Below are 18,406 nucleotides of genomic sequence, written 5' to 3'. Positions count from 1 at the left end.
AGCAGACGAGGATTCTACTTTGGCAGAGTCTCGAAGCAACCAGTGGCCAATTGCTTTGCCAGCAACCTTCTGCCTTAATAGAGAGAGGAGGACCGAAAATGGGTCAAACGGAATGGAATTGCGGTGACTGGGTGATTTACCGTAAGCAAAAAAGCAGCACTTCACCCGGGCAACGAGCATCCAATGTTCATCCGGCCAGTAAGGGCGATCTTTATCACTACACGGTCGACAAATACTGGATTGTGGAAAAGCTACTCGATTCAGGCGAGGTGCAGTTGTGCACGCGTCGCGGAAAGCGCCATCGAGTCAGCTCAAATGACCCGATGCTGAGGCGAGCGAATTGGTGGCAACGGTTGCTAAATCGGCGCCGATACGAGGCAATCGAAACGACCGAACTACCGGCTAATTCACCGTAGCGGAGCAAATGTGACGTTGCAATTGCAGCTGATTGATGCCGTTGTAGGTTAACAATAACGCGCCGTTGGATGCAAATTCATCGAATACTTTTGCAAAGAACGCCTGTTCGCCCGGCCACGGAAACGCGAAGACCAGGTCGAACTGATCGATTGATTTGCCCAACGCTTCATAGCCGCTGGCGCTATCCAAGTCGACGTTGTCCACCTCTCGGAGGATCTCGTGAAGTTGCGATCGATCGTCGGGCAGGAAGCTACCTTCGGCAAACTCGACTTGGATCTTGAAGTCGTCCGCCATTCGCCTCGCTTGATCGATCAAATCGGGCTCGATTTCGATCCCGCACGCATCGCATCCCTCGATCGACGAGATCATCGCGACCACCCCAAAGCCGCTTCCCCATTCACAAAACGCATCGCCGCACATCAATCGCTCCTTCACGATCCAGTGGATCGCGGAGCCGACCAATGCGAAATCCGAAATCACAAAGTTATCGATGGGGGGCCGCCGGTTCTTGGTGAAACGATCAACGCGGTCGTTGGCTTCGTCGATCAACCGAGTGTGCGCGTCGACCCGCAGCGGCAAGCGAGGAATCGAAATCGTTTCAAGCATGTTGGGTTCTTGACCGTTCCAAGTGGGGGGCGCCGAAGCGCACCCACCGAATGTACCCTGTGGGCGAAACGAGGACGTTACCAACGCAAACCAAATCGTTCGCCGCCGGTGTCTTGGTTGTTCCCACCTTTTAGCGGGCCTTGGTGCATCGGTTTCACCGCGACATCACGAACAGGTTCCTCCTCTTCGATTTCCGGTTTATCGTTGTCACCGGCAGCGATCGCTTGTGCGGCTTTCATCGACAAACCGATCTTCTGGGCATCACGATCAAAGCTCAACACCTTCACTTCAACGTCTTGTCCTTCACTCACAAATGCATCGACCTTGGAAACACGATGGTTTGCCAACTCGCTGATATGGACGAGTCCTTCGACGCCAGCGCCGAGTCGGACGAAGCATCCGAACGGTGCAATGCGGGTGACGGTCCCCTGTTGGATCGTCCCGACGGCAAAACTGGACTCCGCAACATCCCAAGGATTTTCGAGCAGGTCGCGGTAGGACAAACTGATCTTGCCACTTTGCTTGTCGATCTTGTCGATCTTGACCTTCACCTTTTGGCCTTCTTCGATGACTTCGCTGGGGTGCTTGACGCGATCCCAACTCAGCTTGCTGATGTGAATCAGCCCTTCGACACCACCGAGATCCACGAAGGCACCAAAATCTTTTACGTTTCGAACAACACCTTCCATCGTGTCGCCGACTTCGATTTGCTCCATTTGCTCGCGACGTTTTTCTTCGCGTTCGCGCTCGAGAATCGCTCGGCGACTCAGCACCAAGTTGCCACGTCGCTCATTCGATTCGGTGACCAGCGAGATCAAACGCTGGTCGACGAACTCCGACAGATCTTCGACCCGGTATTCCGTCACTTGGCTGATGGGCATGAAACCGCGAATGTTGCCGACATTGCATTCCAATCCCCCTGCGTTGTGTCCCGTCACGACCGCTTCGACGACCGATCCCTCTTGAATGTCATCCCAATCGCTGACTTCGACAGCCGAACCGGGCAAGGTCAAGACGTACAAACCATCTTCGCCGGTGAACCCACGCACAATCACTTCGACATCGTCACCCGGTTTGGGTTCTTCACCCGTGAATTGCTCAAACGGAACGGCCCCTTCGTCGGGACCGCCCAAGGCGACAAACACTGAATCCTCATTGATTTTCAGGACTCGACCGTGTACCCGGGTCCCTTCGGCGAGCGGTTCGGAGCGGTCAGGCATCCCGGCCGATCCACTTAGGATGGCGTCCACATCGGCAGCCCCCAGCTCAGCGTCCAATTCCGCCTGTAAATCATCGGACAAGGAATCGCGGCGATTGGGGACGGCCACCTTGGTCGGTTGGGCAGCCTTCACGACGGGCTGGTCCGACGACTCTTTTTCGCCTTGAAGCCGAGGCCGCGGCGGCCCCTTTTTCTTCTTTGCAGGCTTCTTTTTCTCCGTGGGCTGACTCGATGCGGACAAGGACTCGGGAGAAACGCTGGGCGAGGCCGGTTTGGCAATCCCAAGTCCTCGAGCCGCTAAAGGGCCGGCACCGCGAGCGACTGCCGCCAGCGGACCGGGGGACTTTTCGCTGGGCTGATCGGTGGCGGATGGCGTGGCAGCATCGTTTGGCGTCCCCGATTCCGTCGCCTCCGATTCCGCCGCTACGGATGTGGGGGGACCGTCATCCGTCTTGACGTCTTGGGGGGCTTGAATGTCGGGGGAAGCCGCAGGATCGGTCGCCGAAGCGGGGGCGATTGGCGCGGATGCGTCCGTGGCAGGATGTTCGCCGTTAGTCATCAGATCGTTCTGGCAAAAGCGGAAGCGAAGAGTGGTAAAATGTTACGTTGGCGTTCGCGGACCCTTCGATCATCCGCGAATCATCGCACCAGTCTAGCAGTCCTCGGATCGTCCCGGTAGCCTTGAAAAGCTCTGACCATGCTGTCTTCTGGGACATCATTGATCGTTACCGAATTCCATTCCCCTGTTCGTGAACCCAGATCGGAGTCACCCGCCGTGCCACAACTTGCCCCTGCTCTGGAATCCGCGTTATCCGTCTTTCCCAACGATCTGATCGAGGCCGTTCGAGATGCCATGCTGCCAAGCCTCGGCGAAGGTCCGAGGAACGTTGGGGTCGCGGAATTAATCTCGGCGAAGGATTTTCCGGCGAAACTCGCTCAGGTTGGGATCAAGCCACGAGGCCAGCAGCTCTGCTTGAGCGGTTTGTGGCTATTGGCGGGCGACTTGGACCGGAGCCATACCCTTAGCCAGGGCATCGGCGAACCCGAGGGGAGTTTCTGGCATGGAATCATGCATCGCCGCGAAGGTGATTTTGGAAATGCCAAATATTGGTTTCGACGTGTCGGAGCGCACCCCGTTTGGACCTCGCTCGCCGAGTTGCATGGTGATCTTTATCCCGATGCCGATTCCTTTGTCGACGCCTGCGCTCGGGCCCCCCATGCAGAAAAACCATCACAATCGGAATGTGAATCGGTGCAGTGGTCGGAATGGCAGCTGTTGATGGCCCACGTGATCCAGTAGCCACGGTTGCTCGATCGGTTTTCCTCAATTGGATTGGACTTTACCCCTTTTTGCTGCCGATGAAAAGAAATGCTTGAGTAAGACTTGGCGTGCAATGTGTGGGGCAAAGAACGCCAGGCCGACTCGAGCCCAAAAGCGGTCTAGGTTTTTACTCAGCGATGAATGTTTTGAGTGTTTATCGTGCGGGGGGCAAAATCCTAGGCCGTTTTTTCTATGGGATCGTCAGCCATTCAAGCTTGGCGTCCGAAGCCTTGCGATCCCACCCTCGCCCTAGAAGCAAGCGATTAGGCGGCATCCGATCGCTCGCTGGCAAACAAGTTCTCGCTGTGAAACGGCATCACGACTTGCCCCGCCGCGGTATCAACGGTTGCATCTCGCAGCGAACGCAAGAATTGTTTTCCGCAGAGGGATTCGTCGTAGGTTTGGCTGACGTTTCGTGACATCTGCTCAAGTTGGTCGATCGAGAAGCCTCGAATTCTCGCGATCGCTTCTCGCAACCCATTGCTGCCACGAAAACAAACGGCATTGAATCCGTCCACGAGTTCGGGTCGCAATCGATCACCATATTCGATCAGCGGAATTGTCCCAACACTCATCGATTCAATCAAGTTATGGCACATCGGCTGTGCAACGCCAGGACAACAGACAAAGAAACGATGCTTGGCCAAGAAGGGAAGCCAATCGTTTGCCTCAATAGGCTCCGTGGCACTATCTCGCAACACGATCGATGGATCTTGGATCTGACGCAAGGTCTCTAACAATTGCAACCGGCCGAGGACGCCGAAGGTTCGCTGCATTGGATTGCGGCTGTACCTCGCTTTTTGGCTGCCGGCGAACAAGATTCCCTCGCGATTTCTCGGCTCGCGAAGATCATTCAATCGATGTTTTTCGAAGCCACTCAGTGTCGCGGGATGCATCGGGTACGGCATCACGGGCCGGTTGGGCGGAATGTCTCGGCCGATCAACATTTCAAAGGTTGGACCGGTTGAACGAGACCGCGTTTGCTGACTCAACGACACATCCGATAGCACCAACGCAGCAGCGGGGATTTCGCCATCAGCCGGAATCCAGGTTGCGTGTGGCTGAGCAAGCATCTCGGCACCGTAACGCTTGTGGGCAATCCCGGCGAGCATCAGGCGCGTCGAACGGACCGCGAACCGCGAACCGATTTTGCCGCTGTAATGGGCCAACGATGCGAAGTGACGTCCACAATCGAGCAACATTTGCGAGGTGTAGAGATCCAGAACGATCGGTCGGTTTGGATAGATCGGTCCAAGATCGATTATCGTCGCAGCTCGATTCGCCAAAATGCGATTGGCGCGATGAATGTCAAAAGGAAACCGTAAGACGTTTTTCAGTTGCATGCGTGAGTTCCTTGCAAGCCGCGTGAAAACTCGTTCGTTGTCGGACGCAGAGGCACCCGGTGCAAATGCACTTGTCGAGCGTCTGCAATTCCCATCTGCCGAAGCGTATTGACCGACGCGTGGCGACGGGCAATCTCGGATGCGTATTGGATGGATTGACGTCGTATCGACTCATAGTCTTTGCCAAGCCGATCAAGGATTTCAGGAATCTGATCCAATGAGTTGTAAATGTAACCTACCGAACCCTCCCCTCCCGCTTCACGCACTTGATCGGCCAACCAGCAGCGGTTCGGGACGATCACCGGGACGCCACGGATCAGCATTTCCAACAAGACCCCACTGCAGCGGGCAACGTAACGCTCGGGTTCGTACAAAAACAGCCCGACGTCGGCTGTATCGAGCCAGCGGTGGTAGTCGGTCGCGGGCATGTCGGACGGTTTGATTTCAAAGAGACCCTTCGAGGGGGATGCGACGGATTGTGAATCCGCTGCGCTGGCCCGCCGGTATTCCGGTCGCATGGACACGGGAATCATCCGCTTCCATCGTCTCGCTGGCATCTGCATCGACATTTGATATTCCCCATTGGACAAATAGGGATGGTGAATTGTCGACAACAATTCAGGAATCATATGACGCCCCTTCTCTGGCCGGGGGGTTCCCGCCAACACGATCTTGCGCCGTCCACTTGGATCACACGAACCGAGTGACGGTGGCCGGTATCGCGTCGGGTAGGGAATGGGCGTCACCGAAACACCCACCTGCTTCAACTGGCTCGTTAGCGAGTGGGTCGTCGCATGCAGATGAAGATGATGAGAAGCCATTTGGCGGAGCGTGTCATTCACTTGGGCACCAAATTGCCGTTTGCGCTGCTCCGTCGTGATTGGATCGTAGACACCAAAATGAAAGACGATATGGATCGTCAGCGGCGTCGCATCTGGATCGATTGCGTCTCGCTTCGCCAGCGCCGTGGCGAGTGCCAACAAGACAAAATCGTCACCGGTGTTGACCACCAACGTGTCACGTGAATCGACTTGCCAGTGCGATAGCAAATCGAAGAAGGCCTGCGACCATCGATGAAGCATCACTTGCGGTCGGCGTTCGTGACGCGACAACGGACCACGGAGTGCTTGTCGTTGATTTTCCATCCAGCTGCCACCCACACTCGATCCATCCACCTTCCGGCGGACCTTCGATCTTCCATCCACTCCGAGTGACCACTCGACCATGCGTCGGACGCGAAAGACCGGAAACACCTCGTTTGCAAAATCGACCGAATCGAAGGCCTTAAACGAATGATGTGTCGCCAAACAAGTGGTATAGCCGAGCTGTTTCGCGCCTTGAATCAGCAGCGAGGCTAGCTCAAGAAAATGACCGCCGAGGGAGTGGATGTTGTCATCGAACAATAACAAGCGAGGTGTGGGATCGTGCATGCTAGCAACCGGCGAGTCTCATGTTTTCAAGGAGGAACTACGGACAATTACCACGAAAAATAGGGGGGTGTCTAGGTTGAATGCGTCGAATGGAACGTGGATTTGTTTCAGCACGGGATAGGGATGTGCCGATTGTACGCATTAAACGGGTGGAGGAGCGGCGCGCACGTGATTGACGTGCGGCAGAGAACCTTCCGATAGTGACGGATGGTCGCGAGCGGTGATCGAAACCACGGCTCGCAATCATGAAAGGATGAATCGAAACATGCGTATCACGATTTCTCGCGCTACGAGTGCGATCGCAGTGCTGCTGCTGAGCGGGACCCTCATGCAAACGGCTGCGGCCCAGCGAGCGGTTGTCCCCGGATCGGGGTCCGAAATCGTTGGCGTGTCGGACGATTTTGAGGATCCCGGTTGGTCCTACGTGCCAAATAACCCGAAGAGCACGGAGGATATCGACGAGAACCAACGCAGCCCGATGGGTAAGAGCACCAACGGTCGCTGGTATGAGGGGGTCAAACGTGGTCATCCGGACGTGGTCAAGCGTGTTTTGACGCCCGCCGGTGGATTGGCGGGTAGTCGCGGTGCGTTGCTAATGCAATCGAAGTTTACGGGGATCCCCGGCCGCCCCGAAGGCAAGATGCATCAGGACGACTTCATCTGTAACGTCCAATATCGTTTGAAACGGCGAATCGATATCTCCGAATGCCCCAGTGTCACGACACGTGTTTTCTTACCGCCCGTGGCAGAATGGGAACATCGTAGCGGGCCGCACTTTGGCTTCCGCTTGGCACTGGAAACCACGGCGATGGTAGACAAAGAAGTCGGGATCGGGATCTTTAAACGGACCAAGGAAGAAATGGGAAACGAGATCTATTGGCCCGGAATGTTCGTCGAGTTCGAGAGCAAGGCTGACTCGAAACGGGATGCCGACTACGCTTACCTACGGATGCGAGCAGACCGCCGCGGCGGCGATTTCCGTGGGCCACAAATTACGACGACCGGATGGTGGACGCTGGGGATGAGCGTCACGCCCGACGGCATGGTTCACTACTACGCGTCCCCGGGCGTTGATGAGTTGACCGAGGCGGATTACATCACCAGTCAATTCCCCTACAGTTACAAGGCCGAACGTTTTCGCACCTTCTTTTACAACATCTGTAGCGCCGATGACGGTCGACGCTGGAGCACGACGTTTATCGTGGATGACCCAAAGGTCTACTTGTTGCGACCCAAGCAACAGATGGCGTCACGACAAAGTCAGCGTCGCTAGGGGTCCGTCCTACCCCAATTCGTAGCTGTGGCAAACCGCTCGGGGAGAAGGATTCACGTAGGGCTACTTCGCGTACCGGTGGTGCGCGTTGCAAATGTCCGGTACGTTTCGTTTTGAAAATCGCTGCGTTTCGAAACGAACAAATAGATCCGGGGCTCCGGGCACAGTAGCAATCCCCGGAACGTGCGGTGGACGGTGACGCCCTTTCTTGGCCATCGGTAGATTCCGGTTGGCGTCGCCAATGCCAACTGATCGCCACGAAGTCGCAGGTTGCATCTTGCGTTGGGGGTCAAGCCATGAACCACCAACTGCTCTCGGATTTCCATCTTGGACCGATGCACGAGCGCGAGGTACGCCGTTGCGGACAGGATCATGGCTGCGATCCAACCGACCACGAAGTGCCCCATCATGGCGAGCCCTGCCACTATCCCCGAACTGACGAGGATGATCGCGAAGGACCCGAGCGAAAGACGCAGCAGATGAAGCTTGAGGACAAATTGCGATTCAGCGTATCGCAGGTCTCTTCGGGTGACTCGGAAGGCAACATCGATCGGTCCCGGGTCGGGAAACGGTACCGGTGCCGTCTCGGTGGGCAAGGCTTTCGAGGGCTCATATGGGTTCATGTGTACACATTAAAGGCATTTTGATCGTCTTTCTGGGGAGCAATAGGGAACTTTAATGAGTACAAAAGCATCCGACCGCAAAGGGAAGGCCAGGAGGGTCTTCAGAAACGTTAAAATTGCAGCGAATCGATTGTTCGAAGTGTTCGCTGTCAAACGCTCCAATGTGGCCCAAATCGGGTTGCCTCGCAACGATCGCCTGCCGAAATGGCGAAACTGGTGAAGAACATGTCCGTTCCCAAAGACCTCCTCGAAACCATGCTCAGCGCGTATATGGACGACGCGCTAAGCAGCGACGAAACAACGCGTGTCGAGCAAATGCTTGAAAGCGAGCCTGAGGTTGCGCGCCAATTGAAGGAAATGCAGCAGATTCGCGCCTCCTTGCGCCATGTTTGGGACCAAGACCGCAGCATTCGCCTGCCAAAGCATTTCGCGCAAGCGGTCATCGAATCGACGGTCTCTCGGGGACGCGCGGAAGGTTTGGCGGACGATCACCCGGTGATGCGGTTGGCGGAACAGCCCAGCCCGATTCGTTCGGGGACGAGCGTTTTGCAGGTTCGACCGGCGTGGTGGAAAATGGCTGCATCGATTGTCGCGGTGGCCGCTTCGGTCACCATCGCATTTGTGGCACTGCGTCCTGACCCCCAAACCGCCCCGGTTGCATTGGCGGATCCCCGTGCCCGTGATTTAGCAGACAGTGATTTAGCCAGTGTTGATGGGGTTCCCAGCAACTCGCCGACCGTGGATGCGATCGCACCGAGCCAAGACAGGCGGGTCGATGTCCCAGAGATGGAAAATCCCGTTGCAGACGACACGCCAGCGCCGATGATTGCGGTCACCGATCCAAGCCCGAGTCGTTCCGATACGTCCTTGAATGCTGACGCAGCCAATCTTTTGGCCGATTCGATTCCGGTGAACGTGGCGGATTCGAAGCAACCGGCGACTGCGGATTCGCGGCTTGTGTTGCCCGGGCGCCAACCGGAACCGGTGATGTCGGTTGCCGCGATTTTGATCTTAGATGTTCGCCAGACGATGGAGGGGCGTGATTCGAGAGCGGTTGAGAAGGCGCTCGAAGAAGGCGGGATTAGTTTGGCGAGTCGGAAAGAGATTGACGAAGATGTGGTGCGGTTTGCTCAAAAGTCCGCGGGCACTTCGGCGTCCGATGCTTCCTCGGCCACGGTGCTTTACTTAGAAGCTCCGGCAAAGAAACTTGATCAGTTCTTCTTGAACTTGGTCGCGGATCGACAGGGCATCGAATCGGTCGGTTTGGGGATGGCCAATGACACGCCGCTGATGGCGATGGTCGAATCGTTTCAATCGGTCGATCCGACCCAGGTTCGTGATGCGGCAACCTCGTGGCGTTTGGATCTTGGCAATGCGGGAATCGATGGTTTGGTGGGTCATTTGAGTGACCGCCCCTTCGCTCGCACCCCCAAGGACGCCTCCGAGACGGGACTCGCGGCCGGCATGGGCAGTCTGTTCGGCGATGAATCGGCTGACGTGATCAGTCGGGTCTTGGTCGTCGTTCACTAAGCTGAGCGATTTCTTCTTTTGTTTGGCACGCCGCTAGCGTAATAGGGCTAGGGAATCGCCAGAACGGCAGTTTGATTCGTTGTGCTGTGCAAGATCGCAACAGGTGTTGCAGATTGCAACACCTACAATCGGAATCTTCCTGCCCAAAGGCGACGGGAAAGCTCGGTTTTTTCGTGGCGAAACGGATGCGTCGGAAATAGACTCTTATGCGGAGAGTCCTACCCTAGCCGGCTTTTCCGCTCATCACGACTGACACCTTCGAACCGTTCCCCGAAACCCAGGTTCAAATTCCGATGCCACGCAAATTGCGTTTTTCGTCACTGCGGAGATTAAATCAGATGGGATTGCGACATATCGCCCAGCCCGTACACGCTTCAGCCTCACGATCACTCGTGGTGGCCGCCGTTCTCGTTTGCTTGACTCCGATGGTGGCTCTGGCAGCCGAATCCGACGACGCCCAGGTCCGTGTCGCCAGTTATTCGACCCCGTCGGGCGATCATTACTTTGCTTTGTCGGTCCAGCCGTCGGCCAGCCAAACGCTGCTTGACGCGACTCGCAAGGCGGCTGCGGACGTGGTCGTGATCATTGATACCTCCGCCAGTCAGGTGGGCGATTTTCGCCGCGATTCGATCACGGCGGTTCATACCTTGGTGGAGCAGTTGCGAGAAGGGGATCGTGTTCGAATCTATGCTGCCGACGTTCATGCCTCGGATTTGAGCGGTGATTTCGAGCGTGCCGACTCATCGTTGACCGCCGATGCGATCGCCAAATTGTCCAAACGCCTGCCGTTGGGGAACACGAACCTGGTTTCGGCTCTCGATTCGGTCCGAGCCGCGTTGCTCGGCGAACCGGAAAATCGTACTCGATCGATCGTCTACATTGGTGACGGAGCCTCGATCGAAGCGGTTGCCGAGCGAAGCCGGTTCGAAGGGTTGGTCGACGCGCTTCGTGCCGATCGTATTTCGGTTCATAGCGTCGTGATTGGACCGACTCCGAACGTGGAATTGCCTGCGATTTTAGCAAACCAAACCGGTGGCGTGATGGGAGTTGCCGGCACCGCAGCGGACGCCAGCCCCTCGGAGATCGCTCGATTTGTCGGTACCTCGTCGGTCGCTTCACCCATTTGGCTCCGTGACGCCCAATTGATCGAAGGCATGAGCACGGTCCAGCAGGACCGCTTGCCGCCGCTGCGACTCGAGCGTGATACGATTCTGCTCGGTCGGATGGAATCGGGCCAGGAAAGCACCGCCGGAACCTTGACACTTCGTGGTGAAACGACCACGTCGGTCGTCGAAGTCACGACCGAGGCAACGATCGAAGCAAACCATCCTGACTTTGCGTTCCTGCCGGCCATGGTGAACCAAGCGACCAACGATCGCGGGCTGCTCTTGCCGTCAGCCGGATCCCCCCTGCTTCGCGAAGCTGCACGCGTTTTGGCGATGCAAGCCGAAGAATTGGTTCGAGCGGGCAACTTGGCTTTGAAGCAAGGCAACCTCCGCGGAGCGAGAGCAATCGCCGAAAAGGCCTTGGAAGTCGACCCCAACAACCCCGAAGCGTTGGCCATTGAAAAAGTCACCTTTGGTGCAAACCGTTTGGTCCTGCAAAACCCATCGGATTCTCCGTTTGACGGGATTTTCGAAGGCGAATCGGATCCAACGGCTGCGGAAGACGTTTTTGGTGAAGCCCCCGCGGCAGCGACCGAAGACGCGATGGGTGAAGACCCCTTCGCCGCAGAACCCCAATTCAACGATGGTCCTTCGCTTGGCGATGGTACCGTCGAATCCGATGCGATGGCATTTGACGCGGAGCCACCGGCGGCGGCCCAGCCCGCACCAAAGCCCCCCGCACAAGCTCAGCCGCTGCAACGTCAACCGGCACCTCGCGCGGCCGCACCGAGCTATCAAAACGATTTCTTCGGTCCGCCCCCAGGCGACGATGAATTGTTGGAAACGGGCAGTGGATTGTTGGATCGAGTCGAAGCCGAACAATCGGCGTTGTCAGGGCGTTGGCGAGCGGAAGTGAACGCGCAACTGCGTCAAGCTCGTCTGAACTTGCGATCGGATCCAACCGCGGTATCAGGGCAGCTAAAAAGTTTACTCGGATCGTTGCAAGCCGAAGCAGACTTGGAGCCAGGCCTTCGACAAGAATTGATGTCCGAAGTCCGATCAGCGATTCAAATCGCGAGTCGTCGTGAAGCGGAGTACTTGGACCGGCAAATTAACTTGGAGCAATTGGCAAAGGGTGCGAATTCTGCATCGCGATTGCTCGAAGAGACATTCCGCCGCGAAGACACGCTCAAAACGTTGTCGTTGCAGATGAACGCTTTGATCGCTGAAGGTCGCTATGAAGAAGCGGACGGCGAAGTGTCCATTCCCTTTGCCCGTTTGGCCGGGGATACGGTCACCCGTGACTCGGTCGCTGGACGCCATTTTACCGACTTCCCGTTGTGGCTCCAAACTTATGCACGCGATCGACGTTACACTGAACTTCGCGAACGTAACTTTATCGACGCAATGTCGTTGGTTCTCAAAGCACATGTCCCGTTCGTAGACGAACCACCGATCGTATGGCCGGATGCAGAAACTTGGCAACGGCTAAGCCGTCGCCGGTTGGAGCGTTATGGTGCCATCGAGTTGGTCGGAGACAATGAATCGGAGCGAAAGATTCAAAAGACCCTCGGCGATGAGACGAGCCAAACGTTTGTCGAAATGCCGCTCACCGAGGCAGTGCAGAAACTGTCGACGGACCACGATATTCCCATCGTGATTGATAACCGAGCGCTTGAAGAAATTGGTCTTTCGGCAGACACCCCGATCAATCTCACGTTGGACAACGTCTCGTTGCGTTCCTTTTTGCGGTTGATGTTGAAAAATGATGACTTGACTTACGTGATCAAGGACGAGGTCATGCAAATCACAACCGAAGAAGCGGCCAATGACGATTTGGTCTCGAAGGTTTACCCCGTGGGTGACCTGGTCATTCCGATCATGAACATGGGCGGCGGCATGGGCGGCATGGGCGGCGGCATGGGTGGCGGCATGGGCGGCGGCATGGGCGGCGGCATGGGCGGCGGCATGGGCGGCGGCATGGGCGGCATGGGTGGCGGCATGGGCGGCATGGGCGGCGGCATGGGCGGCATGATGCAAGTTCCCGACCAAATCTCGTTACAAGATAAGGCATCCGTTTCCGCGGCACCGGAACAGAGGAAAACCGCTGCGAAGAAGACCCTTTCGCGGTTCGATATCCAACCGATCCGAATCGAAGTCACGGGCAGCGAGTCGAAAGACGAAGCCTGGGACCGGTTCTTTGATTCGGTGGAGATCGAATCGGCCGAGGATCTGACGGTGCTCGACCAACGAATTCGTACCACCCTCCAACAGTTCTCGATCAAAGCGGCCAATGCTCAAGCCGCGGGCGATGCCGATCAAGCGGTTGCTTTCTTTGCCGATTCGCGTGATTGCTTGGCGGCAGCCATGCGGGCCGGACAAGTTCAGCCCTGGATGTACCAAGCGTACGCGATCACGCTTCAAGCGACCGGCGCGCCACGCGAAGACATCGAACGAACGCTCTTGTCGGCAGTCGATTTTGCGGAAACCCACGAAGAGGTTTTGCATGTCGCGGCACGACTCGAAGAGGTCGGCGCAGAAGCCACTGCGATCGATTTGTGCAAGAAGGTGTCGATGATGGATCCGTATCGACGTGAACCTTACACGATGGGGCTTCGCATTGCTCAAAAACTAAACGATGTCGATGCGTTGTCATGGGCTTGCAGCGGGGTACTCAGCCAAGCTTGGCCCGAAAAGTTCCAACCGATCGTCGAAGAGGCTCGCTTGGTCGCTCGCGCAACACACGCAGAATTGCTTGCATCGGGCCGAACCGAAGATGCGGAGAAATTCAGTGATGCGTTGCGTTTGGCCGCATCGCACGACGTCCTCGTTCGTGTCTCGTGGACCGGCGACGCGGACCTTGACCTTGCGGTGGAAGAACCGTCAGGCACCGTCTGCTCGCTCGACAGCCCCTCCTCGGCTGGTGGTGGGACCTTGTTGGGCGATTCGTTCCCCGGTCGCGGCGACGATGAACTTGGGATGGTGTCTGAAACGTACCTCTGCCCTCAGGGCTTTACGGGGCAGTACCGATTGTTGATCCGACGAGTTTGGGGCAACGTTTCCACTGGCCACGCGACGGTCGAAATTGTTACCGACGTCGGACGAAAGAGCCAACGCTACATCCGTGAAGAGATTCCGGTTGGTGAAAAGGATGCGTTGGTGAAGTTTGAGGTCAAAGATGGACAACGGAAAGAAGAAGTGGCTGTGGCACAGTTAGAAAACTTGCGTAACGCTCAGCGAGATATGAATCATGAAATGCTTGGACAAGTCGCTGGCGCGGGGGATGACCGCGAAGCAGGCGAAGTCTTGAGCGATTTGTATCGCGACGTTCAATCGCTGACCGGCGGTTCAACGACCGGTGGATTCAACCCGATTCTTGGTGCCAACGGTTTTGCCCGTCGAGGTGCTGTCGGCTTCCGCCCCGAAATCACGACGCTTCCCGAAGGGGCATCGCTGTTCGGCTTAGCGATCATTTCGGCCGACCGTCGTTACGTGCGGATCACTCCGAGTCCCTTGTTCTCGCAGATCGGCGACGTCACGACGTTTAACTTCGTGACCGGTGACGAAGGTGGCGGTGGCGCAACGGGTGGCATCGGCGGTGGCGCAACGGGTGGCATCGGCGGTGGCGCAACGGGTGGCGGCGTGTTGTAGCCGTCGCTCTACATCTTTTCGACCGAACTTTCATCATGGCCACGAACGGAACCGTTCGTGGCCATGTTTCATGAACGCATGCCTAAATCCTCTAGCAACAGTCGGGTCGTGATCCGGCTCGATTCATAGATCACCGGCAAGCCGCTGCCGGGGTGCGTTCCGCCACCGACCAAGTACAACCCGTCGAGTTCATCAAAGCGATTCTTGGGCCTCAGGTGCAGCATTTGCGACAAGTGATGCGCCAAATTGAACGTCGCTCCACGATAGATGCAGTAGTCGCGTTGCCAATCGGCTGGCGTAATCCGATGTTCGAAACGAATCCGTTGACGAACGTCGCTAAGTCCGATTTGTGACATTCGATCGAGGACCAACTCGCGATAGCGGTCCGATTCGATCTTCCAGTCAACATTTTCATGCTGGTGGGTGACGGGCACCAAGACATACAGTGTGCTGCATCCGGGCGGGGCAAGCGAGGGATCGGTGACACCCGCGTTTTGGACATAAAACGAAGGGGCGTCACCAAGCACGTGCGTCTTTTCAATTTCCGTAAGGTTTTTCTCGTAGTCCCGACTGATATGGATATTGTGATGAGGCAGATCTTGATAGAGCCCCTCGATGCCAAGGTACAACATGAAGGTGCTGCAGGAGAACTTTTTGTTCTCGATCCGATCGTTCTTCCATCGGGTTCGAAGATGGTCCGGCACGGTGCGCGTGATCCAGTCGGCAAAGTCGGCGTTGACGACGAAGGCGTCCGCTTCGTAGCGTCGTTGATCCGATTCGACAGCGACCAATCGTCCCTCAACAATGTCAACGGAGTGAACGGGTTCAGCGAGTCGAAGTCGGACGCCGAGTGACTGAGCCAAGTCAGCCATCTTCTCACTGACACGGCTACAACCGCCAATCGGGTGCCAAACACCATACTCGTATTCCAAAAAGGACAAGATGCTGAACAGGCTTGGACACTTAAACGGCGACATGCCGAGATACTTTGCTTGGAACCCAAAAGCGATCACCAGCCGCGGATCCGAAAAATACCGCTGCAATTCTTGGCCCAGCGAACGGGTGGGGTGGAGATTGGGTAGGGCCGCCAGGACGGATGGCCGCAACAGATCCCAGATCGTGTTAAAGGGGGACTCGAGAATGGGGCGAAACTTCTCAAGTTTGATTCGGTTGTCACTCAAGTATCTTTCAAACGCGCCAACGTCTTTGGGATTCAACTGAGCAATCTGGGCTTCCATGGTCTCGAGGTTTGGCGTGCAATCAAGCTGCCCACCACCACCAAAGGTGATTCGGTATTGAGGATCAAGCCGTTGCATCGGCACTTCTTCGGCAAGCTCAAAGCCGACCGATGAAAAGATCTCCGAGAGCACGCGCGGGTAGAGGAAGAAAGTGGGCCCACAATCGAAGCGAAATCCATCACGTTCGATCGCAGACGTTCGACCACCGACCACTTGTTTTTGCTCGAGGATCGTCACGTCGCAACCGGCATGCGCCAACTGCATCGCTGCTGCCAAACCGCCAGGACCCGCGCCGACGATAACCACCTTTTTAGGAGACACGTTTTAATACGTCCCTTCGGCGATGCCTTTTTCAATCTCGCTCTTGACGATCAAGTCGATTCGAATGTCCTCAAACGATTGGTCCGGAACGGCTGCTCGATCCGCCACCAATCGGGCTCGATCCACGACCTCTGCAACAGCTTCGGTTGTCAGCGGTTCAATCAACCGTCGGCCGTAGGGGTTACGGGCGTCCGGTTGATGCGCCGGGCCAAGCAAATCTTCGAAATCGAAGGCAGTCGATTGGGTCAGCTCCGCCGAACGCCGCAGCCGAGACAGCTGTTTTAACGCATTCGCTTTGGCGTCGCCTTCGAATTGGTCGTCGACAAACGCTTCGATCACTGCAATCTCACCCCATTGTAGTACCGGTAACCGTTGCAGTCTCTGCATCACTCCCGCAGCCTGCCAATTCTCGTGCTCGCCACGTTCCAGCTCGTCCGCGAAAGCCCCCAACTGGTCGACCAATCCCAATTTCTCGTCAGGAGCGATCCTGCTTTGCTCAATCGCAGGAATGAAACTGCCGCGAAGGGTCCGAACAGCGAGCTCACCCCGTTTCTGAAACAGCACCCATGTTGAAACACCACAGGTAATGAACCCAACAATCGCCATCAGCAGTGTCGCTGCAAGGATCGCCGGCATCCAACCGGGGCCCTGATCCCGGGGAGCCTGTTCGAGTGAGTCGGCGTTGGGCTCGTCCGATGACGCTGGAGTGGAGGGACGGGGATCAGTCATCGAAGTGGCTCAGGCGATCAAGTGGTTTGTCACAGCTAGGTAGTTGGGTTAGGACGGACTTGCAGACCGTCATGGTCGTCAACAAATAACGGACGGAAAGTCCATTCTACCGATTCGCGGCAACCCTCCAATTCGGGTGTGCCAAACTGCTAGTGGACCGTCAGCAATCCATTTTAGGGTAGTGGATTTCGCCAGAAATCCGTAACTCAAATGTTCTTAGGGACTTCTGGCGAAGTCCACTACGTTCCAACTCGTAGTTTTAACCTTGACGGTCCACTGGTATTCCGCCGCAGCTCGATTTTCGGGAAGGGCCGTTTCCTACCGGCCACACTCTCAAGTGATTTGGCCGGTGGGTACCGGCCCTACTCCGAACGCCTCCTCGCAATTCAAGCTGAGTCGGAATACTAGAGGTTCAATTCAATCTTCAAGATCTTGAACTTCATCTTGCCAGCCGGTGCCTCAATTTCGGCCGTCTCACCAACCTTCTTGCCGATCAAGCCTTGCCCAAACGGGCTGGTCACCAATATTTTTCCGCTATCGTAGTCTTCGTCGCCGGCACCCACGAGTGTGAATTGTTCCTCGTCGCCATAGGCCAAATCTTCGACCGTGACGGTGCATCCGAAAACGACTTCGTCCTTCGGCAACTGCGATAGATCGATAATCGACGCGCGAGCAATTTTGTCCTTCAATTCATTGACCTTGGCCATGGTCATGCCCTGGTTCTCTCGCTGGGCATGGTATTCCGCGTTCTCCTTCAGGTCACCTTCGGCGCGAGCTTCGGCGATCTTGTCCGTGATCAACGGCAAGACCTCCTGCTCAAGTCGCTTGATTTCGGCTTTGATCTTGTTGTATCCCTCCCGAGTCATGGGTACTGATTCGGCCATGGTAGGAATCCCCGTGCTGACGTGTTTCGAATATGGTGCGAATAGATTGTAACAAAAAAGAAAACCTTTCCCGCACCATTGGGGGGAAAGGTTTTTGGCGTTGAATTGCGGCATTGTCGCGTTTTCGGCAGCGATTGTAAAGCCACGCCGTCAAATCAAAAAACGGCGGGGTTTCTTGAGCGTGATTCGCCTTTCTCGGGGTCGTCTCTCAATCGTCCGCGCGGGCTTCCGGGTCCCCATTGCGGTGCTCTACCGGAACGTCGCCAGGTTCACCTTCAAAGGGCATTCCGATTTCTTCATCCAACCAGCGACCAAGGTCGATCAGTCGGCAACGTTGACAGCAAAAGGGCATGGCATCCGTTTCGTCCGAAAAAAAACGGGTTCCACAGCTCGGGCAGTTCAGCTTGGAATTCATTCCAGGTTTCGGTTTCGGCTTGGGTTTTGTCATGGATATTTGCAGAGACAGGATCGAATGGGGGAAAACGATATCATACGGTTGATTCGATTTAGGGGCTAACCTTCCTCGATCGTCAATCCTTTGCCTACGTTTTGCACCATCTTACCAAAACGACCCCGCCGATTTTGTGCGAGAATAACCTATTCTCGCTTACCGGTGGCTAGCGCTGGGCTGTAAAAAATTCGGGGTGGATTGGCAGCCCGATCGCTAGGAATAGAAACGGGCCCATTGAAAAGGCCGCAACGCCAAATGATTCAT

The 18,406-nt window shown here is 56.2% G+C and carries 14 protein-coding genes; 5 read left to right on the top strand and 9 right to left on the bottom strand.

Annotated elements, in window-relative coordinates; translation table 11 throughout:
- Window positions 1-98 precede the first annotated feature (98 nt).
- Complete coding sequence (locus Poly41_RS00705; RefSeq protein ID WP_146524015.1) at window positions 99-416, top strand: hypothetical protein; 318 nt, start codon at window positions 99-101, stop codon at window positions 414-416.
- Here the strand turns inward: Poly41_RS00705 and Poly41_RS00700 are convergent.
- Together Poly41_RS00700 and Poly41_RS00695 are read right to left on the bottom strand one after the other, a co-directional pair.
- Entirely contained in the window at window positions 403-1,023 is a 621-nt protein-coding gene (locus Poly41_RS00700; RefSeq protein ID WP_146524014.1) for a class I SAM-dependent methyltransferase, read from the bottom strand. The genes Poly41_RS00705 and Poly41_RS00700 overlap by 14 nt on opposite strands.
- A gap of 77 nt (window positions 1,024-1,100) precedes the next feature.
- Complete coding sequence (locus Poly41_RS00695; RefSeq protein ID WP_146524013.1) at window positions 1,101-2,801, bottom strand: 30S ribosomal protein S1; 1,701 nt, start codon at window positions 2,799-2,801, stop codon at window positions 1,101-1,103.
- Window positions 2,802-3,017: 216 nt separating this feature from the next.
- Here Poly41_RS00695 and Poly41_RS00690 point away from each other — a divergent pair, with 216 nt between their 5' ends.
- The gene (locus Poly41_RS00690; protein WP_146524012.1) at window positions 3,018-3,542 is read left to right on the top strand and encodes a hypothetical protein; all 525 of its coding nucleotides are present in this window, start codon (window positions 3,018-3,020) and stop codon (window positions 3,540-3,542) included.
- A 284-nt stretch (window positions 3,543-3,826) separates the two neighbouring features.
- Here the strand turns inward: Poly41_RS00690 and Poly41_RS00685 are convergent, their stop codons facing one another.
- Together Poly41_RS00685 and Poly41_RS00680 are read right to left on the bottom strand one after the other, a co-directional pair.
- Complete coding sequence (locus Poly41_RS00685; protein WP_146524011.1) at window positions 3,827-4,906, bottom strand: hypothetical protein; 1,080 nt, start codon at window positions 4,904-4,906, stop codon at window positions 3,827-3,829.
- Window positions 4,897-6,336: a glycosyltransferase gene (locus Poly41_RS00680; protein ID WP_146524010.1), complete on the bottom strand. Its 1,440-nt coding sequence runs from the start codon at window positions 6,334-6,336 to the stop codon at window positions 4,897-4,899. Before Poly41_RS00680 ends, Poly41_RS00685 begins: the two co-directional genes overlap by 10 nt.
- A gap of 265 nt (window positions 6,337-6,601) precedes the next feature.
- Between Poly41_RS00680 and Poly41_RS00675 the strand changes: the two genes are divergently transcribed.
- Entirely contained in the window at window positions 6,602-7,609 is a 1,008-nt protein-coding gene (locus Poly41_RS00675; RefSeq protein WP_231615304.1) for a hypothetical protein, read from the top strand.
- Window positions 7,610-7,662: 53 nt separating this feature from the next.
- Here the strand turns inward: Poly41_RS00675 and Poly41_RS00670 are convergent, their stop codons facing one another.
- Window positions 7,663-8,232 carry a hypothetical protein gene (locus Poly41_RS00670; protein WP_146524009.1) on the bottom strand — a complete coding sequence of 190 codons (570 nt, stop codon included), beginning with the start codon at window positions 8,230-8,232 and terminating at the stop codon, window positions 7,663-7,665.
- Between the two features lie 216 nt (window positions 8,233-8,448).
- Here Poly41_RS00670 and Poly41_RS00665 point away from each other — a divergent pair, with 216 nt between their 5' ends.
- Window positions 8,449-9,762 (top strand): anti-sigma factor family protein, encoded by a 1,314-nt coding sequence (locus tag Poly41_RS00665; protein ID WP_231615303.1) that lies wholly within the window; start codon window positions 8,449-8,451, stop codon window positions 9,760-9,762.
- A 293-nt stretch (window positions 9,763-10,055) separates the two neighbouring features.
- A complete protein-coding gene (locus tag Poly41_RS00660; RefSeq protein ID WP_146524007.1) occupies window positions 10,056-14,519 on the top strand; it encodes a hypothetical protein in 4,464 nt (1,487 codons plus the stop codon).
- A 68-nt stretch (window positions 14,520-14,587) separates the two neighbouring features.
- Here the strand turns inward: Poly41_RS00660 and crtI are convergent, their stop codons facing one another.
- From crtI to yacG, 4 genes are all read right to left on the bottom strand, one after another.
- Entirely contained in the window at window positions 14,588-16,078 is a 1,491-nt protein-coding gene (gene crtI / locus Poly41_RS00655) for a phytoene desaturase family protein (protein ID WP_146524006.1), read from the bottom strand.
- A gap of 3 nt (window positions 16,079-16,081) precedes the next feature.
- Window positions 16,082-16,807, bottom strand: coding sequence for a hypothetical protein (locus Poly41_RS00650; protein ID WP_146524005.1), 726 nt, complete (start codon window positions 16,805-16,807; stop codon window positions 16,082-16,084).
- 404 nt (window positions 16,808-17,211) lie between these two features.
- The gene (greA, locus tag Poly41_RS00645; RefSeq protein WP_146524004.1) at window positions 17,212-17,691 is read right to left on the bottom strand and encodes a transcription elongation factor GreA; all 480 of its coding nucleotides are present in this window, start codon (window positions 17,689-17,691) and stop codon (window positions 17,212-17,214) included.
- Window positions 17,692-17,899: 208 nt separating this feature from the next.
- On the bottom strand, window positions 17,900-18,106 hold the full coding sequence (gene yacG, locus Poly41_RS00640) for a DNA gyrase inhibitor YacG (protein ID WP_146524003.1): 207 nt from the start codon (window positions 18,104-18,106) through the stop codon (window positions 17,900-17,902).
- Between the last annotated feature and the right edge of the window lie 300 nt (window positions 18,107-18,406).

The sequence above is a fragment of the Novipirellula artificiosorum genome, assembly GCF_007860135.1.
GTDB classification, from domain to species: Bacteria; Planctomycetota; Planctomycetia; order Pirellulales; family Pirellulaceae; genus Novipirellula_A; species Novipirellula_A artificiosorum.
This window is presented reverse-complemented; position numbering and strand designations above follow the sequence as displayed.

What these genes read in the sequence shown, in the direction of transcription:
- Poly41_RS00675 (WP_231615304.1), top strand. Translation starts at nt 6,602, where the DNA reads ATGCGTATCACGATTTCTCGCGCTACGAGTGCGATCGCAGTGCTGCTG.
- Poly41_RS00680 (WP_146524010.1), bottom strand. Translation starts at nt 6,336, where the DNA reads ATGCACGATCCCACACCTCGCTTGTTATTGTTCGATGACAACATCCAC.
- Poly41_RS00670 (WP_146524009.1), bottom strand. Translation starts at nt 8,232, where the DNA reads ATGAACCCATATGAGCCCTCGAAAGCCTTGCCCACCGAGACGGCACCG.
- Poly41_RS00685 (WP_146524011.1), bottom strand. Translation starts at nt 4,906, where the DNA reads ATGCAACTGAAAAACGTCTTACGGTTTCCTTTTGACATTCATCGCGCC.
- Poly41_RS00705 (WP_146524015.1), top strand. Translation starts at nt 99, where the DNA reads ATGGGTCAAACGGAATGGAATTGCGGTGACTGGGTGATTTACCGTAAG.
- yacG (WP_146524003.1), bottom strand. Translation starts at nt 18,106, where the DNA reads ATGAATTCCAAGCTGAACTGCCCGAGCTGTGGAACCCGTTTTTTTTCG.
- greA (WP_146524004.1), bottom strand. Translation starts at nt 17,691, where the DNA reads ATGGCCGAATCAGTACCCATGACTCGGGAGGGATACAACAAGATCAAA.
- Poly41_RS00700 (WP_146524014.1), bottom strand. Translation starts at nt 1,023, where the DNA reads ATGCTTGAAACGATTTCGATTCCTCGCTTGCCGCTGCGGGTCGACGCG.
- Poly41_RS00695 (WP_146524013.1), bottom strand. Translation starts at nt 2,801, where the DNA reads ATGACTAACGGCGAACATCCTGCCACGGACGCATCCGCGCCAATCGCC.
- Poly41_RS00660 (WP_146524007.1), top strand. Translation starts at nt 10,056, where the DNA reads ATGCCACGCAAATTGCGTTTTTCGTCACTGCGGAGATTAAATCAGATG.
- Poly41_RS00650 (WP_146524005.1), bottom strand. Translation starts at nt 16,807, where the DNA reads ATGACTGATCCCCGTCCCTCCACTCCAGCGTCATCGGACGAGCCCAAC.